An 18,715-nucleotide genomic window follows, 5' to 3' on the forward strand; every position below is an offset into this window, starting at 1 on the left:
CAGTGTCCAAGCCCTGCTATAATAATAAGCCATTGAAAGAAGGGGTAGTCCCCATGATTACGTTAGCTGATACGTTTGCATCTTCCATGACGATCCCCTCCTTCCCTTTTTTGTAGCCTTCTAATTTTTCGTTAAGTTTTATTATCGTATTCTCATTTTATGCAATGTACCTTCTTTTGTCAACCCTTTTTGCTGTTTCCTTACAAAATCGTGTAACACGTCGCTCAAGCCAGCGTGGAAACGCAGAAGAATGTGTCCTCAACTCCGGTGATGGCCTTCTCACCGGAGTTCGCCGGTAACTTTCTTTCTCTCCTCCGATAAGTGAGGCCTTATCGGAGGAGACAACTCTAATTGTTAGACCAACTCCGGCGAGGCCTCCGTCGCCGGAGCAGAACAATATACGCTCGGGTACACCACAAAAAAACGAGGCTGCCACACTTTAGTGGGGCAACCTCGTTTTCAAATGGATAACTTATTCTGGCATTTTGATGCTGTCTGGATCAATTCCCAATGCCTCAGCCATCTCTTCATTGATGACCAATTGCAGCGTTTCAGGGAATTGTACCGGCAGTTCGGAAGGAAGTTTACCTTCTTCCAAAATTTGCAAGGCCATTTCGCCTGTCTGACGTCCTAATTCCTTGAAGTCGATTCCGTAAGTTGCCAATCCGCCAACTTCCACCATATCAGTGGCGCCAGGAATGACAGGGATTTTGGCTTCCATCGCGATTTGGCCAACGGTAGCCATTGTGCTGGATAAGGTATTGTCTGTCGGAATATAGATCGCGTCCACTTTTTGTACCAACGATTCCATCACTTGTTGGACATCGTTTGTCGAAGTAACGGTCATGATTTCGACGTTCACGCCTGCTGCTTCCAGCAAGGCTTTCGCTTGCTCACTTTGGACAACGGAATTCATTTCACTGGAGTTAAAGATGATCCCTACCGTTTCTGCAGTAGGTACAATCGACAACAACAGTTCAATCTGCTTGTCCATTGGTGCTTGGTCGCTTGTTCCGGTGATGTTCGCTCCCGGTTCTTCCGCGCTTGCCACCAGTCCGGCATCGATTGGATCGGTTACGGCAGTGAACAAAACTGCATTTTCTTTTTCTGCGTTTGCTATCGCTTGTGAAGCCGGGGTCGATATCGATAAAATGAGGTCATTATTGCCTGCTAAGCGCTCAGCCATACTCTGCAGGTTGGCTTGGTCACCCTGGGCATTCTGGTAATCTACGACCAGATTGTCGCCTTCGACGTACCCAGCTTCCTCCAGCACTTCCAAGAACCCTGTGCGGGCAGCCGATAAGGACTCGTGCTCAAGAATCTGCAGAATACCGATATGCACAGCATCTTCTGAAACTGTCGAACTTGCTGCGGAAGAATCCGTTGCTTCTTCTGTACCGCCGGCGCATGCACCAAGCAATAAAGCAGAAGTCAGTGCCAATGTTGTCGCTACTTTCTTTTTCCAATCCATTCCAATCATTTCATTTCCCCCTATTTTTAGTTTGTGCGAGAACTGCTTAGGCAATCAACCGCTTATCCCTAGTACGAAAAAACCCATTCAGATAGAATTATCCAAATGGGCTTTTCTGATGATGGGACTGCGGCACCTTTGTTTGCGTTTGCATTGATCCTTCTAGCACATTAGTTATTTGCCTTCAGTTTATAAGAATCAGATAAGGATGTCAACGATTAAATTAAATTAAGATGAGTGTATTCTCATTTATAAACAATTAACGATTACTCATTCGATCAGCAGACGCTGTTCTGTAGGTTTCAGCAACTTCCAAACCAATTTCGGATCAGCCTTCTGATCTAGATAGAAGGCTTCATCTTCAGGTTCCAGTATCACAGGCATGCGATCGTGGATAGCACGCATCTGATCATTGGCGGCCGTGGTGATGATGGAGAAAACAGTAAAAGGATTTCCGTTTTCATCCTGATAAGTCTTGAGGATACCGGCCATCGAAAAAATCGGGATATCTGCTACGGCAATTTTTCGTTTCAACTTTTCATCGCCGACTTTCTCCCATTCAAAAAATGCAGTCGCCGGCACGAGACAACGCGCTGTCCGAAAGGGTTGGCTGAATGTCGGCTTTTCGAGTATTGTCTCTGCTCGGGCATTGATCAGAGGACGCTTAGCGAAAGGCTCAACAAACCCCCATTTGTGGTGAACAAGCTCGTTGCCCGGCATTATCAGTGGTGTGTAGTTGGTCGGAAATATTTCCGCGCGCTCTTCGACATCCTCTTTCATTTCCCCCAAAAGGTACCTTTCCCATAATTCCCTCTTTGTCGCTTCCAGCGCATAACGTCCGCACATAGTTCTGTCCCCTTTTCGCTGACTTTCTTTGCTACCGATTATAACGGCAACGGAGTCGTTAATCAAAAAAGACGTCCGCTGGGGATCGTCTTCTTTCTGTCGTTACATAAAATATCCGAAAAGGATAGGAAAAAAAACAGCAGGCGCATAATTCATAATTTTCAGATTCGTCAATTTCAGCATGTTCAAAGCCAGACCAACAATCAGCAATGAGCCGACACAGGTCATTTCGTTGATTACAGAATCAGTCAAAAGCGGCGCTAGGACATTCGCAAAGAGTGTAATTCCGCCTTCATAAACGAGGATCAGACCTGCTGAAAGCAGTACCCCAATCCCTAGACTGGATGCCATCACGATGGCCGCGATGCCATCAATCAGTGACTTCGCAAATAACGTGTCATGATTTCCGGTCAAACCGCTCTGCAGAGCTCCGACAATCGCCATCGCGCCGACACAGAACAATAGACTTGCTGTGACGAACCCATTAGAAACAGAATGTTCCTTATTTTCAGAAGATACCCGGCTTTCTATTTCATCGCCCAACTGATTGATTTTTTTATCCAGATCGATCCATTCGCCGACCAAAGTCCCAAACACCATCGATAGGATGGTGATCAAAATATTTTCGCCCTTCAAGATGCCACTCACGCCTATGTAAAGGACACATAACGCCAAAGCGTTCATCACTGCGCTGGCAATCCTATCCGATAAACCTTTCTTCAAAGCCAGACCGATACTGCCTCCCAAAATAATGGCCGCACTGTTGACCAAACTTCCCAACAAAACCACTTAATCCCCTCCGATTGTTTTCCCATGTATGCTGATCACTTGATTCGAATGCTTGCTTGCAAACTCAGTACGTTTCAGTATAGGTGTTCACTTTCAGAAAATCAATGTAGAAAATATAAAAGGATCCTGTCTTCGAAAAGAAATGATCGCCAGGACTCCCTGACGATCACAATCATCTATTCATTTCAATATTTACCGCTCATTAACGGATAGTTTTCAAAGCTCCGGACCATTTGATCAATTCATCGAACATTGCGGTTGCATTGCTTGCGTGATAATCGTTCGGCACAAAATTGCTCATGTTTTCGAAATCAGTCATCAATGAGAAATTTACTGTTGTGTGCACAGTTGCTACGCTCAACTCGCCAAGGATGACGCGCATATTTTCGTGTGCGCGGGCCCCGCCCAAACTTCCGTATCCAACAAATCCGGCTGCTTTATCCGCAACTTCAGGTTTCAGGAAATCCAATGCATTTTTCAAAGCGCCACCGACTGCATGGTTGTATTCAGGTGTCACAAATACATATCCATCAAATGAAGCCATTTTTTCTGACCAAGCTTGAATTGCTGCCCCTGCTGCCGCTTGACGGTCTTCTGGTAATTTAGCGCCCAACAAAGGCAAGTCATAGTCTGCTAAAGCTACGATTTCGTATTCGATGCCGCCATCATTGCGTTTTTTGGCAAATTCATGGATCCATTCCGATACTGCCGCTGAGTTTCTTCCTTCACGTACGCTTCCAGAGATAATTCCGATTTTCATAATTGTTTTCCCCTTTTCATCTGTTGTTTTTGTATTTTTATTTCCAAATAAAACATTACTAATACGAGATATTATAGATGTGTTTCCCAATTATTTTCCTCCATGCACTTGTTTTTCAATGAAGGGCTCACCCTCACCTCTCTTACATTTCGTAAGCTTGATATCATTATGCCACATCCTGGAATGTATTTCAAGTTATATATTCACGAATTCGAGATATTTTTCAAAATAAAAGCATCCAACCCCTTCCTACACCGGTCTGGATGCTTTATCTTGAATTATTTATGTTTTCAAAATCTAAATTCAGTGTTGGAAGGCACGAACATGCCCTTTTAAACGATCCGCCAGAATGATCGCCAATACAGCTTTAGCGATATCCCCCGGAATGAAAAGCAACATGCCCATCTGGAAAATCGCAGCCAAGTCGAATTGATTGCCCATGACAACATTCAGGATCATCGCCATGTAAGGCAAACCGATTGCGTACATGACGATTGTGCCGGCAACGGCTGCAATGCCATAATTCAAAAAGCTTCCTTCTTTATTATGCACGAGATAGGAAATCAAAGTAGCAGCTGCAATAAATCCAAACACAAACCCAAAACTAGGAGTCAAAAAGGCTTGGAATCCGCCAAGCAATAATTTCAATAGCAAAGGCAGCAGCTGCGCAAAAAAGGCAGCTTTTGGACGCAGGAAGAAGCCGGTCAGCAGTACCATGAGTGTCTGCAAAGTGATCGGAACGGGGCCGACAGGGATGCTCAGGAAACCACTGACGAATGTCAAAGCCGCGAATATGCTGATTTGAGTCAAATCTCTTGTTGATAATTTCATATTATTTTCCTTCTCTCTTTTTGATTTTGATGCTGATTTCGCCAAAGGTCAGGGTTTTCGTTTCCCCATTCGGCAATGCCACCACAAGCCCGCCGTCATTGTCGATTGCAATCGCTTTGGCTTCGATTGTTTCGTTTCCTTGCGGGAAAGTCACCTGTTCGCCCAAGACGAAACAACGTTTGCGGTACTCATCCAGATAGGAACGTTTAGCCAAATCAGGATAAAGTAGATAAAAGCGATTGAGGATTTCGGCGACCATTTGATTCCGGGTCACCGCGGCATTTTTTTTATCGAACAACGTGCCGGCGATCGACTGGATCTCATCGGGAAAATCCGTTTCAGGATCCCGGAAGTTCAAGCCGATTCCCAAAATGATCGTTCCGATTGTCCGCGATTCCATATCCATGATTCCTTCCGTCAGGATGCCGCAGACTTTCCTGCCATCCAGAAAGATGTCGTTCACCCATTTTATCTGCGGTTTTTTTCCTGTCAGCGTTTCGATCGCTTGGCAAACGGCGACAGCTGCGGCTGTTGTGATCAAGGTGGCGTTATCAAGATCAGCAACCGGCTTCAAAACCAAACTCATGTACAGGCCTGATTCGCTCGGTGAGTAGAAAACTCTTCCCAAACGGCCTCTGCCCTTTGTCTGTTCTTCCGATAAAATCACACCTTCGAAAGTCGGATCTTCGTTGACGATCCGTTTGGCCTCAAGGTTTGTCGAATCGATTGTTTTATGTGCAATGACTCGGTGGCCTTTCAGCGCTTCCGACAGCAACGGCACAATGGCCGCCTCAGACAACAAATCGGTATCGATGGATAACTGATACCCTTTATTCGTAGTTGCTTCTATTTGATAACCTTCTTTTTTCAGGCCATTGATCGCTTTCCACACGGATGTTCTGGAAACTTCCAATTTATCAGCCAAGTCTTGGCCGGAAATGCTTTCGCCTTTATGCTGCTCCAAATATTGTAATACTTTCTCTTTTGTGGACATCCTTTACCCCCGTTCTCTTACTTAGAAGATTAAAAAACCACCGCTTGAACCGAAGCGATGGTCTCAATGCTGTATTCAGTTTAAACGCAGGCTGTCTGTTTGTCAACCTTTTTCATAATGTGGTTAACAATGTTTTTTTAGTGTTTATTTTCTTCTTTATACATCCTGACCAGTTCGGCATAATCTGCCATGATTGCCTGCACAACTGGATTCTCCATCGTAGGAATCAAATGATCTCCGATTTTGGATATCGGCAACACATTATTGCCGGTGCCGGAAACGAAAGCACCTTCAGCTTCCTTGACCCACTCCACCGGAATTGCCGTTTCATTGATCGGTATTTGTCGTTTTGCACAGATTTCGAACACTTTCTTACGGACGATTCCCAGCAATACCGCTTGTGCCGGAGGCGTATACAGTTCGTTACCCTTCACAAAAAAGACATTCGTGCGGCTGCCTTCGGTGATCTGCTCATTTCCATCAACCAGCAAAAGTTCATAAACCCCTTTGTCGGCACGCTCCTGCAGTACCGCTTTCTGGTAATCAGATCGGACAAGCTTGATGTTCGGATCCAATCTTTCGATTCGGAAGAGGCTCGTCGCGATGCCCTCTTCATAATATTTTTTTGAAGGATAAATGCTCTGGGTGAAAAAAATCCACAACACACTCTCGCCTTCTGACGTTTTACCAAGGATAAACTTAAGGTTCTGCTCCTCAACCTGATTGGCAGCTATCAGGCGATAGACGCGGTCCTCGATGGACTCTGCCGTAGCAGGCAGTGGCAGGTCCAGATAAGCTGCGGACCGGAAAAAACGTTCCAGATGATCCTCCAAAAAAATCGCAATCCCATCCTGGACACGGATGAATTCATATACGGTCCGTCCTTCGAATTCCGGATGTTTTCTGTCGTCCTCATTTTTGATGATGTCATCATTCAATAGGTAAAAAGGTCCTTCCACTTTCTCCACATTCATCGCCCCTTCCTGATCTTATATTCCCTATTCTACTCCGGAATCCCAAAAAGTACACGCCCATTCTCAAAAACGCGGATGTGACAGCAAAATGACAAACATTTTAAAAATTGGTAAAAGTGAAGAAAAACACAACGAGTCTCTTCCTTTTTTTCTGCTGTGGGTGTATAGTATGGGCATCATGAAAAATACAAATACAACTACTTACATAAAGGATGATAGAATAAGCATGCAGATGCAACAATCCCATTGGAAAAATGATGCTGAATATGTCGCTTTGGTCGAAGATCTGATCTATCACGAAGAATTATTGCATATGGAGACCATTACCCACCACCACTTCACCAATCGTTTGGAGCATTCGATTCGCGTATCCTATAAAAGTTACCAACTTGCAAAAAAATGGAAGCTGGATGCTCGAGCTACTGCACGTGCCGGTTTGCTGCATGACTTCTTCCATGAAGACCGCGATGCTGTCGCCCAGCTGAATCTCGGTTCCCATGCCGATGCTCATCCAAAAATTGCTTGTGAAAATGCTTGCCGTATCACTGAAATCAGCTCCTTGGAGCGCGACATCATTCTTAAGCATATGTTTTTGGTAAGCCGTTGTGGCCTGCCGCGCTACAAAGAAAGTTTTGTCGTAACTTACGTGGACAAATATGTCGCGATCAGAGAGGTCGTCGAGCCTATCAAAGAACTCGCAGGCGCTCGCCTACGCGGTCTTGTTTCGAAATTGAGCCCAGTGAACCTGAACATCAACATTTAATTGTGCATTTTATAAAGAAACGACCGTATCGGAAGAGACGGTCGTTTTTGTATATAGTTTCCAGGATGTCCGATTCTTTCCCGGTATCGGACAACCTGCAATCCTACCGGACGGATCCGCTCGCACCAAAAAAGCTGAACCCGAAATGGGTCCAGCTTTTTGCTTTGTACTATCGGTGCTATTTGTATTTTTTAGAAGAACACGTTTGTTACGCCATCGCCTGAAGCGCGGAAGCTTTGTGCCGATGTTGAACGGTAACCATTCAATACTTCGTTAACTGCTTGGATTGTTTCAGCAGAAGGCACTTGTGCTGCAGCAGCTCCGTTAGCAACTACTGAGAACTGACCTGATGCATATAACACGGCATCGATTGTCGTACCACCCCAGATTCCGGAATCGACACGGTTCATGATAACAGAAGCAACGTTCAATTTTTCTTGGTAGCTTGGGCCTGCTTCAGCTTGGACTACTTGATACAAGAAGTAGCTTGCTTGGTAAGTCGTTGATGGTGCTTGAGCTACTGGAGTTTGCTCAACATATGTTTCTTCAGCTGGTGCAGCTGCCTGCACTTCTTCAACTGCTTCAACTGGTGTTTCGACTTCAACTGCTTCTTCGGAGCTGATATCGTAGCTCTTCACTTCTGAGTCTTGTTCAACAGTCACGATTTTATGATCAGCTGACAATACAATCGCGTTACCGGCGATAATCATATCTGCATTTCCGATGCTGTTGACATCAACCAAGGCATTCACTGATACGTCAGTAGCTACAGCAATTGCTGATAAAGTGTCGCCCCATTGGAAAGTATATTTGCTGCCGCTTTCCAAGTTTTGGATATCCGCTTTGATTTGATCTGCCGTACGTGCTGTCCAAGTGGATGAAGTATATTCTGTTGCGTTTGCTTGTATAGGGTTCGCTGTTGCCATAAAACCAATGGCTGCTAAAGTTGCGCTCGTTACGAATAATCTAGATTTGAAGTTTTTCATGTGTGTTTTTTCCCTTTCTTCTCTTCGCAATGTTTTCGTATTGCAATTTATACTCTTCATGACCTTTTTTATTTGATAAATGAAGTATTTATCCAGGTCTCGATCGGAGTTCTTTCAACAGAGACAATCCTATCATGAATCAAACCGACAAAGTTAAAAATACATTCTTTGTTATTCCGTCTTAACGTGACTGTCTCAAACAACTATTTATCTTACAAACATAAGTCAATTATTACGCTGTCGTAATATATAAAATCAATTTGTAACAATCAGCTTCATTGCTGTCTTTTTTCACAAACTTCATACAAAAAGCAACAAAAACATTTGATTTAACAACTTTTCTATCTGTAACATTTGTTTTATCTCTGTCATTTATCAAGCGCAGTCGACCCATTTGACTTTTAGTGGCTAAAAATTATTACAAAACATTTGCTTAGTGTAAACATAAATCAAAACCACCCGTGTGAACGGGTGGTTTGCTCTGCGGCTGAAAGCCTTTGTTACTAACCAACCCCTAAAGGGGCTCTGAATGGTTCGCCAATTGTACTACTGTCACGGGCTAGACCTAAAGGTCTGGCTCTTATTTTTTCTTTTTACTTTTACGAACTTCTTCGCCTGTAAATGGATCCGTGTACTCTAATAGGCTTAATTGTTCTGCCACTATATCATCTTGAATTTGGTTGCGTATATATTCTTGAATTGCCTTCTTGTTTCTCCCGACTGTATCGACATAATATCCTGTACACCAGAACTTGCGATTCCCATAGCGATATTTCAAGTTGGAGTGCCTATCAAATATCATGAGACTACTTTTCCCTTTTAGATAGCCGACAAACGATGAGACACTTATCTTGGGAGGTATGCTTACCAACATGTGTATATGATCCACACACGCAGTGGCTTCGATTATTTCTACACCTTTTCTTTCGCATAACTGCCTTAGTATGACTCCTATATCTTGTTTTATCTTTCCGTAGATTGCTTGCCTCCGGTATTTGGGCGCAAAAACTATGTGATACTTACAATTCCAAGTGGTATGTGCTAAACTATTTTTGTCTTGAGACATATAAAGAATCCTCCTAAGTCATGAATATTGGTTGGCGAACCAAATATATTCTAGCACTTAGCGAGGATTTTTTAATACACCGCTGGAAGCTCTCCGGAACCATGGGCCTAGCCCATGGTTTTCATTTATCCAATAAAAAAACCTTACCGACTTCATCGGTAAGGTTAAAATGCATGCATTATCAGAAAGCGGGCGACGGGAATCGGACCCGCGACATGACCTTGGGAAGGTCGCATTTTACCACTAAACTACGCCCGCAGATTGGTCTGTTCGACCGGACTGCATGTATTATTTTACTCCTAAATTGTGTGCACGACAATAGCCAAACAGAAAAAAGGTACAAATTTATGCGAAAAAAGCTCCCTCAGCAATCATAGAGGGAGCCTGTGCCATTATTTTTTGCTTATTTGCTGCCGGTTACTTTAAACTTCGTGCCGGACAACGCTTCATTGAAAGTCGTTTCGGAAATGTCTTGGTTCATTTTGACCGTTGCTGTTTTTCCTTCAAGATCAACGATTACCTCTTCCACACCTGCAATCGCAGAGAATTTCTCTTTGACCGTCGCTACGCAACCATCGCATTTCATTCCTTCAAGTAGTAATTCTTTTTTCATCATTATTTCCTCTTTTCTTCTATTTATTGATCCTTTACCGTTTTGAGACGGAAGGTTTGAATCCTTTCAGACGTAATGCATTCAACACAACCGACACCGAGCTGAAACTCATCGCTGCTCCGGCGATCATCGGATTCAACAAGGGTCCCCCGAAGACGTGCAGGATTCCCATCGCGACAGGAATGCCCAGGACATTATAGGCGAATGCCCAGAACAGATTCTCTTTGATGTTTTTGATGGTCGCTTTGCTGAGTTCGACGGCTGTGGCTACTGCCATCAAATCGCTCTTCATAAGCACGATGTCCGCTGACTCGATGGCGACGTCCGTCCCTGATCCGATGGCGATGCCGATGTCGGCTTGGGCCAATGCCGGTGCGTCATTGACGCCGTCTCCAACCATGGCGACTTTGCGGCCGCCCTGTTGCAGCTTCTTGACTTCTTCCGCTTTGTCTTCAGGCAATACTTCACTCAAGACCCGGTCGATGCCCACCTGGTTGGCGATGGCTTGCGCCGTACGTTTATTGTCACCGGTGATCATCGCGATTTCGATGCCCATATCACGGAGTTTTTTGATTGCGGTCGCACTGCTTGCTTTCACCGTATCGGCAACGGCGATGATGCCGGCCAATTCCCCATCCATTGCAATGTACATCGGTGTTTTGCCTTGTTCCGCCAGCGTGTGGGAGGTTTCGGCAAATGAACCGAGTCCGATTGCATGGTTCAGCATCAACTTTTCATTTCCCAACAGAAGCTCTTTCCCATCGATTGTAACAGCGATACCGAAGCCAGGCAACGCATTGAAGGCGGATGGTTTCAAGAAAGACAGCTGTTTCTCCTCGGCATCGCGGACGATGGCTTCCCCGAGCGGATGCTCTGACCCTTTTTCGGCCGATGCTGCCAACAGCAACAGTTCATTCGGATCCAGCCCTTCACGGACCAGAACATCCGTCACTTTCGGCTTACCTTCCGTGATCGTCCCCGTCTTGTCGAAAACGATAGTCTGAATTTTATGCGTTACCTCCAGAGCCGTCCCGCTTTTGATCAGCACACCGTTCTCGGCGCCCTTACCGGTACCCACCATGATGGCGGTCGGAGTCGCCAAGCCCAACGCGCAAGGACAAGCGATGACCAATACGGAAATCGTGATGGTCAGTGCAAAAATCCAGGATTCTTGTCCCATGAAGTACCACGCCAGCCCGGCCAGAACAGCGAGCACGATGACGATCGGAACGAAGTAGCCCGAAATCGTATCGGCCAGTTTTGCGATCGGTGCTTTTGAACCTTGGGCATCTTCCACCAACTTGATGATCTGCGCAAGCGCCGTATCTTTCCCGACTTTTTCGGCACGGTATTGGATCGTTCCGTTTTTATTGATGCTGCCGCCGATGATGGCATCGCCCGCTTTTTTCTCCACCGGCATACTCTCGCCTGTCAGCATCGATTCATCGACGGATGTCAGGCCTTCCGTGACTTTCCCATCGACAGCCATTTTTTCGCCGGGACGGACAACCAGAATGTCCCCAACCATAACGGCATCCAGCTTAATTTCCTGCTCATTGCCGTCACGGATGACGCGGGCTGTCTTAGGCGCCAAGCCCATCAGTTTTTTGATGGCCTCCGACGTCTTGCCTTTTGAAACGGCCTCGAAGTACTTGCCGAGCGTAATCAGCGTCAAAATGACGGCTGCTGATTCGTAGTACAAGTTCATGACAAGCTCGTTGTTCCCACCGATTGCCGCAACTGTGCCATACAGGCTATACAGAAAGGCTGCGCTTGTTCCCAAAGCCACGAGCGAATCCATATTCGGGTGGCCTTTGAACAAGGACTTGAAGCCGACTGTGAAAAATTTCGTCCCGAGCAGCATCACCGGGATCGTCAACACGAGCTGTGTGAGCGCGAATGTGACGGGATGCATATCCGGATGGAGGCTCATCGGCAACGGCAATCCCAACATGTGACCCATCGCGAGATACAGAAGTGGAATCGTAAATACCGCCGAGATCCAAAAGCGCCGCCACATATTTTTGATGTGTTGTTCTTTCTTCGCTTGATTTTGATCGCTTTCTTCTATAGTACTGCTCTCTTCAATCGCCTTATAGCCCGCTTCGGCCACAACTCTTTCGATATCCCCTGGATGAAGCATTGTCGGATCATAAGAGACGAACATTTTTTCGGTAGCCAAGTTCACGGACGCATCCGACACGCCAGCCACTGCCCGGGTCACTTTTTCCACGGTTTGGGAGCACGAGGCGCAACTCATGCCTTCGATCAGAAACGTCTTTTCTTTCTTGTTTGCCACCAACACATAACCTGCTGCATCGACTGCATTCTTCAGAAGATTTTCGGAAAACTGGCTCTCATCGACAGTAACCGTCAATTTCTCGGTCGCCAAATTGACGGTGGCTTCCTTTACGCCTGCGACTTTAGCTGCCGCTTTTTCCACGGCTTGGGAGCACGATGCACAACTCATGCCTTCTATATCATAACTTTTATTTTCCATCTGGTGATTCCTCCTTGTGTACGCAACCGGTTTGTTTGCAGTTGCATTGTCCTGGCGTGCACATACACTTTACTTCATCGACTGCCGTCCGTTTTTTGATGGCGATCGCCTTTTCCAATATCGCCACATCTGCGTGACTCAATGTTGCTCTATCAATCAGTTCCGCTATCGTGCGGCCGACTTTTTTCGTGCAGACGTGTGCCAAAAGGTCTTCGGTAGCACCGCCGACGCTTTCCTGCTCGGATACGTTTGCGCTGTAGATGAATTTATTTCCGATAGGTTCCGTTGCCAACAAGCCTTTGTCGACGAGTCTTCCGATCAACGTTTTGATGGTGGCTTGTTTCCAATCCATTTTTTCCTGCAGAACCGAAATGATTTCCCGGCTGGTTGCTTTTCCGTTCGTCCAGACAACGCGCATGACTTCCCATTCAGCGTCGGTGATTTTCTTCTGTGCCAGTTCGGTCATTTTTTTCACCCTTCTGTTGTTTATTCTTACTTATGAATTCAAGTTTACACTTGTAAACGATTTGTGTCAAATGATTTCATCGGAAAATAAAAAAACAGCTGGTTACCATTGATCGGTCAGCCTGCTGTTTAGCTCTACATTTTTTTATTTGTGCTGTAACTCTTCAGGAGTGTTGGTCTGTGTCAAGCTTACGCGCACGTTTACGGTATTCTGTCGGAGCCACGCCTTCCTTTTCCTTGAATTTGCGGGAAAAATCCGCTGCGGCGGGCATCCCAACCAGCTCAGCTATTTGCTTGATGAAGAGTCTCGAGTGAATCAGCAAGTAGCGTGCTTGATCCATCCGGACACGGTCGAGATAGTCCAGCAACGAAACGCCGTATATCCGGATGAAAATCTGCTGCAGTTCCGACGAGGGCCCATGACAAGCTTCGGCAATCCGATTCACGCTCAACGGGTTTGGATAATGGCTGTGGATGAAGCGTTCAGCTTGACCGGCCCATTCCAGATCCGTAACGGCCTTCCCGTTCGGCCTGCATTTGCGGCAAGGACTGTAGCCGTGCGCCTCGGCAGCCTCCACCGAGGAAAAGATGCAAACATGGTTGAATTTCGGAATCTGGGTAGAACAGGACGGCTTGCAGTACAGTTGTGTATTCCTGTCCGCGTAATAGAATTCTCCATCAAAATGCCCATCCCGTTCATTGATTGCCTGCCATTGTTCCACATTCACCGCTTGTTCTGCCTTATCCGCCGCCATCATCTGGTTCCATCCTCTTCAACTGTCATTTATGTCTGTTTCCTAATTATAGTATATAAACCACGGATATGCTTCAGTCCGTCGCGAAAAATTTAGGCCTACTCACCAAAAAAACAGCAGTCGCACCGAATGGCACTGCTGCTGTTTGATGACGACCTGAACGGATCTGTCACTTATACGATATTGCTTCCGGCACAAGTCAATTCGACCTCTTCGCTGCGGACTTCCAAGAGAGCATTTTCGATGATGCTCATGACCTTCTCTTCATCGCCGCTGTTGTTGACGATATCGAATGTGTCGATGTTGATTTTGATTTTGGGACTTTGATCGTATTCCTGATACCATTGCTCATAATTTTTGAAAAGTAATTCATAGTAGGATAATAACTCGGAATCGTCCTCGATCTGCTCAAATTCACGGCCGCGCTTGCGGATGTGATCCAAAATCGTCTCGAATGAACCATCCAGATAGATCAGCAAATCCGGCGCTTTTTTGGGCATGCCTTCCAGTTCTTCCATCATATTGGCCAACAGGTCGTTGTAGATATCCATCTCTTCTTGGGAGATGTTGCCTTGCAAATGATTGACCCTCGTGAACAGCGCGTCTTCATATATGGAACGGTCCAAGACATTATTGTCATCAGTCAAAGCAGCTTTGATGCTGCGGAACCGCGTATTCAAGAAATATATTTGAAGGCTGAATGCCCATTTTTGCGGATTATCATAAAATTTGTCCAAGATCGGGTTGTAATCGACGCTTTCGAAAAAGGCCTCCGTACCCAATCTTCTTGAAATCATTTCAGTATAAGTCGACTTCCCAGCACCTATCATTCCTGCCATTACCAGCACGCTCAATCATATCCCTTCCTTTGGTGTTATCTGATTATTTCCGTAATTTAATGTAATTTCCGATCCGCTGGTTCGCGGAACAACATCTAGTATCATACCATGCCAGCAAAACGAGATATAGTATTTTTTTGATTAGAAAATCCACTTCCAGACCGAAAAAGACGCACTCTTACTGTATCCGAAAACACTGGTCAATCGAACTGAAATGCACTATGCTAGAAATATAGGAGGGAAGCCCATGACATTGAGCCACCGCACCATCAAAATCGCATTTGCGACTGTAATTGCGATTCTGATTGCGCAATTTCTAAATTTGAATTATTCCGTTTCAGCTGGGATCATCGCGATCCTTAGTGTGCTGGACACCAAAAAATCATCCGTTCTGACAGCCTTGCAGCGGATTGCCTCCACAGTGCTGGCGTTGACGATCGCGATGGTCCTGTTCCGGATTTTTGGATTCCACATCATCGTGTTCGGAGTTTATCTGCTTTTCTATGTACCATTGGCCTACCGCTTCACTCTTCAATCCGGGATCGCGCCTTGTTCGGTGCTTGTGATGCATCTATTACTGGAAAAGCAAACAAGCCTTCCTTGGATTCTGAACGAATTAGCCTTGATGATGATCGGAGCCGGCGTAGCGATTCTGTTCAATCTCTATATGCCATCCAAAGCGAGCCAGATCATCTTGCTTCGCGAACAAGTCGAGACGCAGATGAAGGAAGTGCTGCACAGTTTCAGCGTCACCCTTCGTGAGGGAGATGACCGCAATCAAAAGCGGTTGTTGAATGAGTTGGATGATCAATTGGAAAAATACAGGCAAGTTGTCTATGCCGAATTCGATAATCAGTTGCTGGACCAATCGACCTATAATATCCGCTACTTCGATATGCGCAGCGAGCAGGTCACCATCCTGAAATATATGGCCACCAATCTCGGCTTGTGCGCGCTGCCGACAAGCGAAAACAAGATTTTGGCCGGGCTGTTCTTCCTGACTGCCGCTCAGCTGCACGAACAGAACACCGGAATCTATCTGATGGAGGACATCGATTCATTGCTGCAAGCATTCCGTGAGAGCGAGTTGCCGGCCACCCGGGCGGAGTTCGAAAATCGCGCCATTTTGTTTCAGTTGCTGAACGACTTCAGACGGTTCATCCAGACTAAAAAAATATTCTACGAGGAATACGCAGCGGAAATCAAAACAAGTAAATGAATTTATCGTGAGAAAACATTTGACACTTACTAATCATATTGTTATTATATATATAAATTCAAACAAACTCACGGTGAAAAGAAGAGTATGGATAACGGAAATGCACAGAGAACCTCGGCAGCTGAGAAGAGGACAGGAAAGTCATCCAGAAAATGGTCTTAGAGTGATTGGTTTGTGAACGCCATCCGGCCTCAGCGAGCCACGTCCGCATACGTTACAATGCCGCAGTATAACAAGACTATCGATCGTCTTGCGTACTGACTGAGGGGGCATGCGTGAGCGTACCCCGAACCAAGGTGGTATCACGATGAGCAATCATACGTCCTTGCACAGCAATGTGCAGGGACGTATTTTTTTTACTGCATTATCTTGTTTGATAAAAAAATAATAACGGAAAGAAGGAAAATAATATGACAACAGCACAAAAAACAACAACTTTACCATTCAGAGCCGATCACGTAGGGAGCTTTTTACGCACGGAACCATTGAAGGACGCGCGCTTGAAATTTGCAGCCGGTGAAATCGATGCTGCTGCTTTGGACCAAATCGAAACGGAAGAAATCACGAAACTGGTCAAAGATCAAAAGGAAAACGGATTGAAGGGATTCACGGATGGCGAATTCCGTCGCTCATGGTGGCATATCGATTTCATCGAAAACCTGAACGGATTTGAAGGCTATGTGCCGGAACACGGTTATGATTTCGGGGATGTGGAAGTCCGCAAGTACGCTTTCCGCAACGTCGGCAAAATCTCCTTCAATCCGAACCACCCTTTCCTGGCTGCTTTCAAATCATTAAATGAAATCGTCGGAGACCAAGGCGTAGCGAAGTTCACAATCCCTAGCCCGAACGAAGTTTTCTACCCAGGCTATCGCAACGAAGAAATCTACCCTTCGGTTGAAGCGTACCAAGCAGACGTGCAACAAGCCTACATCGACACTGTCCAAGCTTTATACAACTTGGGCTGTCGCTATCTGCAATTGGACGATGTACACTGGGGCTTCCTTTGCAACTTCGCGGATGATTCGGAAGAATACAAAGCTTCCAAACGCGTTGCAGCTGAGAACGTTCAAGCCATCATCGAAGCAAAACCTGCTGATCTTGTCTTGACGACACATGTCTGTCGCGGCAACTATAAATCTCACCACTCATTGGAAGGCGCTTATGATCCGATCGCAGAAGAGCTTTTCGGACAAACAAGCTTCGACGGTTATTTCCTGGAGTATGATACCGATCGTTCCGGCGGTTTCGAACCACTTGCCTACTTCAAAGGCAAAGGCCGTATCGTATTGGGCCTGGTTACTTCGAAAACGGCGGAGCTGGAAGACAAAGAAGAAATCAAAGCCCGCATAAAAGAAGCCAGTAAATATGTTCCTTTGGATCAATTGGCGTTGAGCACGCAATGCGGATTCGCCTCCACAGAAGAAGGCAACTTGCTGACGGAAGAGGAACAATGGGCGAAAGTACGCCACGTTGTAGAAATCTCCAAAGAAGTTTGGCCGGAAAACTAAGCATTATATGCAAAACCGCACAATCATCAGCTGATTGTGCGGTTTTTTTATTGTAGCGTCAGCTGCAAGGCTGACCTCCGGTGAGACGCTGTTCGCCGGAGGTCAGGCTGTTTTTCATGCGTTTTCTCCGATGAGACGTTGTTCACCGGAGTTCAGGAGCTCTCACTATCCTGAACTCCGATAAGAGCTCTCTCGCCGGAGTTGCGGTCTTTCTTCGGGCTGGCTACGCATCTAATCTGTATTTCGATGATTTTCCAACAGGCTATAGTCGATCGGATTATTCCGCAACATCTCATTGGCGATTGCGATGACATCCTGACCGGCACCCACTTTAAAGACAAGCTGCGGTTCAATCGGGAAGTTCACCTGGATATCTGCCTGTTTCGTCAATTGACGATCCATCTGCCGGATCAGGATATCCAAACTTTGGATCGCAACATTAAAAGGTGACCCCAGTTGACGGTCAACCGCATCATAAATCATCGACACAGACATGAGCACACTGAAACGTGAACGATCAAAAAGAGGGATAGGCAAATTCATCATCACCCCACCATCGACTAACTGTCTACCGTCTAAGGTTGCAGTGGAGAAAATCATCGGGAACGCACAGGACGCCGCCACGGCAATGCCCAATTCGATATCATGTGGATAGATGAGCCAATCTCCCGTCGGACTTGTGAAAAAATCGGGTTCATTGGTGAAAACAATCAATTCACTTGTATGGATATCAACAGTCGTGATCGCGATAGGCAAACGACAATCGGACAGCATCCGGCAACCTATTTTATCAAATAACTGACAGGCCATCTGCTGCAGATTTTGCAGTTCAACGAAACCGTTATTGTGTTCCCGAACATGCTGAAGAAGCAGATAGGCAGGCCTGCTGAAGACACCACGATCGGCAAATTCCCTTTCCGCATCCAATAACGTTTTCTCGATTTCCGTTGCAGTCAACCCACAGGCCACCAAAGCCGCTATGACAGCTCCCATAGAAGTTCCTGCTGCGGCATCGATTTTGACATGATTCTTTTCGAGATCATGTAGGACCGCAAGCTGCGCAAAGGACTTCAGGCCTCCTCCAGCCAAACTGATTCCAAACAGCCCCTTGCCCTTTTCCGATTTTTCCGGCGATTCCATATAAGTTCCCTTCCTTCAAAAGTAGTTCTCTACTATAATTATCGCTTATTTCAGCAGAAACTACAAAAAAGAAGCGTGTTATAGAGCGCCACCTCCTGCAAACGTGCCCTTCGCAGGAGGTGACGGGTATATCCAGGTGGTTTCTCCGGCCAGATTACCGCTCCCCGTTGTTGAAGCCCAATCCTTATCCCGT

The 18,715-nt window shown here is 46.0% G+C and carries 18 protein-coding genes and 1 tRNA gene; 3 read left to right on the forward strand and 16 right to left on the reverse strand.

What is annotated here, in order from left to right:
• Window positions 1-472: 472 nt before the first annotated feature.
• From ACKPCD_RS11870 to ACKPCD_RS11900, 7 genes are all read right to left on the reverse strand, one after another.
• The gene (locus tag ACKPCD_RS11870) at window positions 473-1,471 is read right to left on the reverse strand and encodes an ABC transporter substrate-binding protein (protein ID WP_086988375.1); all 999 of its coding nucleotides are present in this window, start codon (window positions 1,469-1,471) and stop codon (window positions 473-475) included.
• A gap of 270 nt (window positions 1,472-1,741) precedes the next feature.
• Window positions 1,742-2,317 carry an SOS response-associated peptidase gene (locus tag ACKPCD_RS11875; protein ID WP_321433322.1) on the reverse strand — a complete coding sequence of 192 codons (576 nt, stop codon included), beginning with the start codon at window positions 2,315-2,317 and terminating at the stop codon, window positions 1,742-1,744.
• A gap of 102 nt (window positions 2,318-2,419) precedes the next feature.
• Window positions 2,420-3,106, reverse strand: a complete 687-nt coding sequence (locus ACKPCD_RS11880) for a DUF554 domain-containing protein (protein WP_218142815.1) — start codon at window positions 3,104-3,106, stop codon at window positions 2,420-2,422.
• Between the two features lie 202 nt (window positions 3,107-3,308).
• On the reverse strand, window positions 3,309-3,866 hold the full coding sequence (locus tag ACKPCD_RS11885; RefSeq protein WP_232309250.1) for an NADPH-dependent FMN reductase: 558 nt from the start codon (window positions 3,864-3,866) through the stop codon (window positions 3,309-3,311).
• A 303-nt stretch (window positions 3,867-4,169) separates the two neighbouring features.
• Entirely contained in the window at window positions 4,170-4,697 is a 528-nt protein-coding gene (locus ACKPCD_RS11890) for a biotin transporter BioY (RefSeq protein WP_086988364.1), read from the reverse strand.
• Between the two features lies 1 nt (window position 4,698).
• The gene (locus ACKPCD_RS11895) at window positions 4,699-5,691 is read right to left on the reverse strand and encodes a biotin--[acetyl-CoA-carboxylase] ligase (RefSeq protein WP_321433323.1); all 993 of its coding nucleotides are present in this window, start codon (window positions 5,689-5,691) and stop codon (window positions 4,699-4,701) included.
• 137 nt (window positions 5,692-5,828) lie between these two features.
• Entirely contained in the window at window positions 5,829-6,659 is an 831-nt protein-coding gene (locus tag ACKPCD_RS11900; RefSeq protein WP_177187605.1) for an aminotransferase class IV, read from the reverse strand.
• Window positions 6,660-6,897: 238 nt separating this feature from the next.
• Here ACKPCD_RS11900 and ACKPCD_RS11905 point away from each other — a divergent pair, with 238 nt between their 5' ends.
• Window positions 6,898-7,428, forward strand: a complete 531-nt coding sequence (locus tag ACKPCD_RS11905) for an HD domain-containing protein (protein ID WP_068559317.1) — start codon at window positions 6,898-6,900, stop codon at window positions 7,426-7,428.
• A gap of 191 nt (window positions 7,429-7,619) precedes the next feature.
• Here ACKPCD_RS11905 and ACKPCD_RS11910 read toward each other — a convergent pair whose 3' ends face one another.
• From ACKPCD_RS11910 to ACKPCD_RS11945, 8 genes are all read right to left on the reverse strand, one after another.
• The gene (locus ACKPCD_RS11910) at window positions 7,620-8,414 is read right to left on the reverse strand and encodes a cell wall hydrolase (protein WP_068558682.1); all 795 of its coding nucleotides are present in this window, start codon (window positions 8,412-8,414) and stop codon (window positions 7,620-7,622) included.
• Between the two features lie 580 nt (window positions 8,415-8,994).
• Complete coding sequence (gene tnpA / locus ACKPCD_RS11915; RefSeq protein WP_068561007.1) at window positions 8,995-9,480, reverse strand: IS200/IS605 family transposase; 486 nt, start codon at window positions 9,478-9,480, stop codon at window positions 8,995-8,997.
• Window positions 9,481-9,667: 187 nt separating this feature from the next.
• Window positions 9,668-9,738: transfer RNA gene (locus tag ACKPCD_RS11920), tRNA-Gly, on the reverse strand.
• 145 nt (window positions 9,739-9,883) lie between these two features.
• Window positions 9,884-10,093, reverse strand: coding sequence for a heavy-metal-associated domain-containing protein (locus tag ACKPCD_RS11925; RefSeq protein WP_321433325.1), 210 nt, complete (start codon window positions 10,091-10,093; stop codon window positions 9,884-9,886).
• 34 nt (window positions 10,094-10,127) lie between these two features.
• Complete coding sequence (locus ACKPCD_RS11930; RefSeq protein ID WP_321433326.1) at window positions 10,128-12,593, reverse strand: heavy metal translocating P-type ATPase; 2,466 nt, start codon at window positions 12,591-12,593, stop codon at window positions 10,128-10,130.
• Window positions 12,583-13,059, reverse strand: coding sequence for a CopY/TcrY family copper transport repressor (locus ACKPCD_RS11935; protein WP_068558688.1), 477 nt, complete (start codon window positions 13,057-13,059; stop codon window positions 12,583-12,585). Before ACKPCD_RS11935 ends, ACKPCD_RS11930 begins: the two co-directional genes overlap by 11 nt.
• Before the next feature lie 163 nt (window positions 13,060-13,222).
• Entirely contained in the window at window positions 13,223-13,816 is a 594-nt protein-coding gene (locus ACKPCD_RS11940; protein ID WP_321433327.1) for an Ada metal-binding domain-containing protein, read from the reverse strand.
• A 170-nt stretch (window positions 13,817-13,986) separates the two neighbouring features.
• Window positions 13,987-14,661, reverse strand: a complete 675-nt coding sequence (locus tag ACKPCD_RS11945; protein ID WP_321434567.1) for a deoxynucleoside kinase — start codon at window positions 14,659-14,661, stop codon at window positions 13,987-13,989.
• Window positions 14,662-14,899: 238 nt separating this feature from the next.
• On the opposite strand from ACKPCD_RS11945, the gene ACKPCD_RS11950 reads away from it, so the two are divergent.
• Both ACKPCD_RS11950 and ACKPCD_RS11955 read left to right on the forward strand, forming a co-directional pair.
• Window positions 14,900-15,871, forward strand: coding sequence for an aromatic acid exporter family protein (locus ACKPCD_RS11950; RefSeq protein WP_321433328.1), 972 nt, complete (start codon window positions 14,900-14,902; stop codon window positions 15,869-15,871).
• Window positions 15,872-16,281: 410 nt separating this feature from the next.
• Window positions 16,282-17,382, forward strand: coding sequence for a 5-methyltetrahydropteroyltriglutamate--homocysteine S-methyltransferase (locus tag ACKPCD_RS11955; RefSeq protein ID WP_321433329.1), 1,101 nt, complete (start codon window positions 16,282-16,284; stop codon window positions 17,380-17,382).
• A 231-nt stretch (window positions 17,383-17,613) separates the two neighbouring features.
• Here ACKPCD_RS11955 and ACKPCD_RS11960 read toward each other — a convergent pair whose 3' ends face one another.
• On the reverse strand, window positions 17,614-18,522 hold the full coding sequence (locus ACKPCD_RS11960) for a patatin-like phospholipase family protein (RefSeq protein WP_288924671.1): 909 nt from the start codon (window positions 18,520-18,522) through the stop codon (window positions 17,614-17,616).
• Window positions 18,523-18,715: the final 193 nt, after the last annotated feature.

The organism is Trichococcus flocculiformis (assembly GCF_963662535.1).
Taxonomy (GTDB): Bacteria; Bacillota; Bacilli; order Lactobacillales; family Aerococcaceae; genus Trichococcus; species Trichococcus flocculiformis.

What these genes read in the sequence shown, in the direction of transcription:
- ACKPCD_RS11870 (WP_086988375.1), bottom strand. Translation starts at nt 1,471, where the DNA reads ATGGATTGGAAAAAGAAAGTAGCGACAACATTGGCACTGACTTCTGCT.
- ACKPCD_RS11875 (WP_321433322.1), bottom strand. Translation starts at nt 2,317, where the DNA reads ATGTGCGGACGTTATGCGCTGGAAGCGACAAAGAGGGAATTATGGGAA.
- ACKPCD_RS11885 (WP_232309250.1), bottom strand. Translation starts at nt 3,866, where the DNA reads ATGAAAATCGGAATTATCTCTGGAAGCGTACGTGAAGGAAGAAACTCA.
- ACKPCD_RS11890 (WP_086988364.1), bottom strand. Translation starts at nt 4,697, where the DNA reads ATGAAATTATCAACAAGAGATTTGACTCAAATCAGCATATTCGCGGCT.
- ACKPCD_RS11895 (WP_321433323.1), bottom strand. Translation starts at nt 5,691, where the DNA reads ATGTCCACAAAAGAGAAAGTATTACAATATTTGGAGCAGCATAAAGGC.
- ACKPCD_RS11905 (WP_068559317.1), top strand. Translation starts at nt 6,898, where the DNA reads ATGCAACAATCCCATTGGAAAAATGATGCTGAATATGTCGCTTTGGTC.
- ACKPCD_RS11910 (WP_068558682.1), bottom strand. Translation starts at nt 8,414, where the DNA reads ATGAAAAACTTCAAATCTAGATTATTCGTAACGAGCGCAACTTTAGCA.
- tnpA (WP_068561007.1), bottom strand. Translation starts at nt 9,480, where the DNA reads ATGTCTCAAGACAAAAATAGTTTAGCACATACCACTTGGAATTGTAAG.
- ACKPCD_RS11925 (WP_321433325.1), bottom strand. Translation starts at nt 10,093, where the DNA reads ATGAAAAAAGAATTACTACTTGAAGGAATGAAATGCGATGGTTGCGTA.
- ACKPCD_RS11930 (WP_321433326.1), bottom strand. Translation starts at nt 12,593, where the DNA reads ATGGAAAATAAAAGTTATGATATAGAAGGCATGAGTTGTGCATCGTGC.
- ACKPCD_RS11935 (WP_068558688.1), bottom strand. Translation starts at nt 13,059, where the DNA reads ATGACCGAACTGGCACAGAAGAAAATCACCGACGCTGAATGGGAAGTC.
- ACKPCD_RS11940 (WP_321433327.1), bottom strand. Translation starts at nt 13,816, where the DNA reads ATGATGGCGGCGGATAAGGCAGAACAAGCGGTGAATGTGGAACAATGG.
- ACKPCD_RS11950 (WP_321433328.1), top strand. Translation starts at nt 14,900, where the DNA reads ATGACATTGAGCCACCGCACCATCAAAATCGCATTTGCGACTGTAATT.
- ACKPCD_RS11955 (WP_321433329.1), top strand. Translation starts at nt 16,282, where the DNA reads ATGACAACAGCACAAAAAACAACAACTTTACCATTCAGAGCCGATCAC.
- ACKPCD_RS11960 (WP_288924671.1), bottom strand. Translation starts at nt 18,522, where the DNA reads ATGGAATCGCCGGAAAAATCGGAAAAGGGCAAGGGGCTGTTTGGAATC.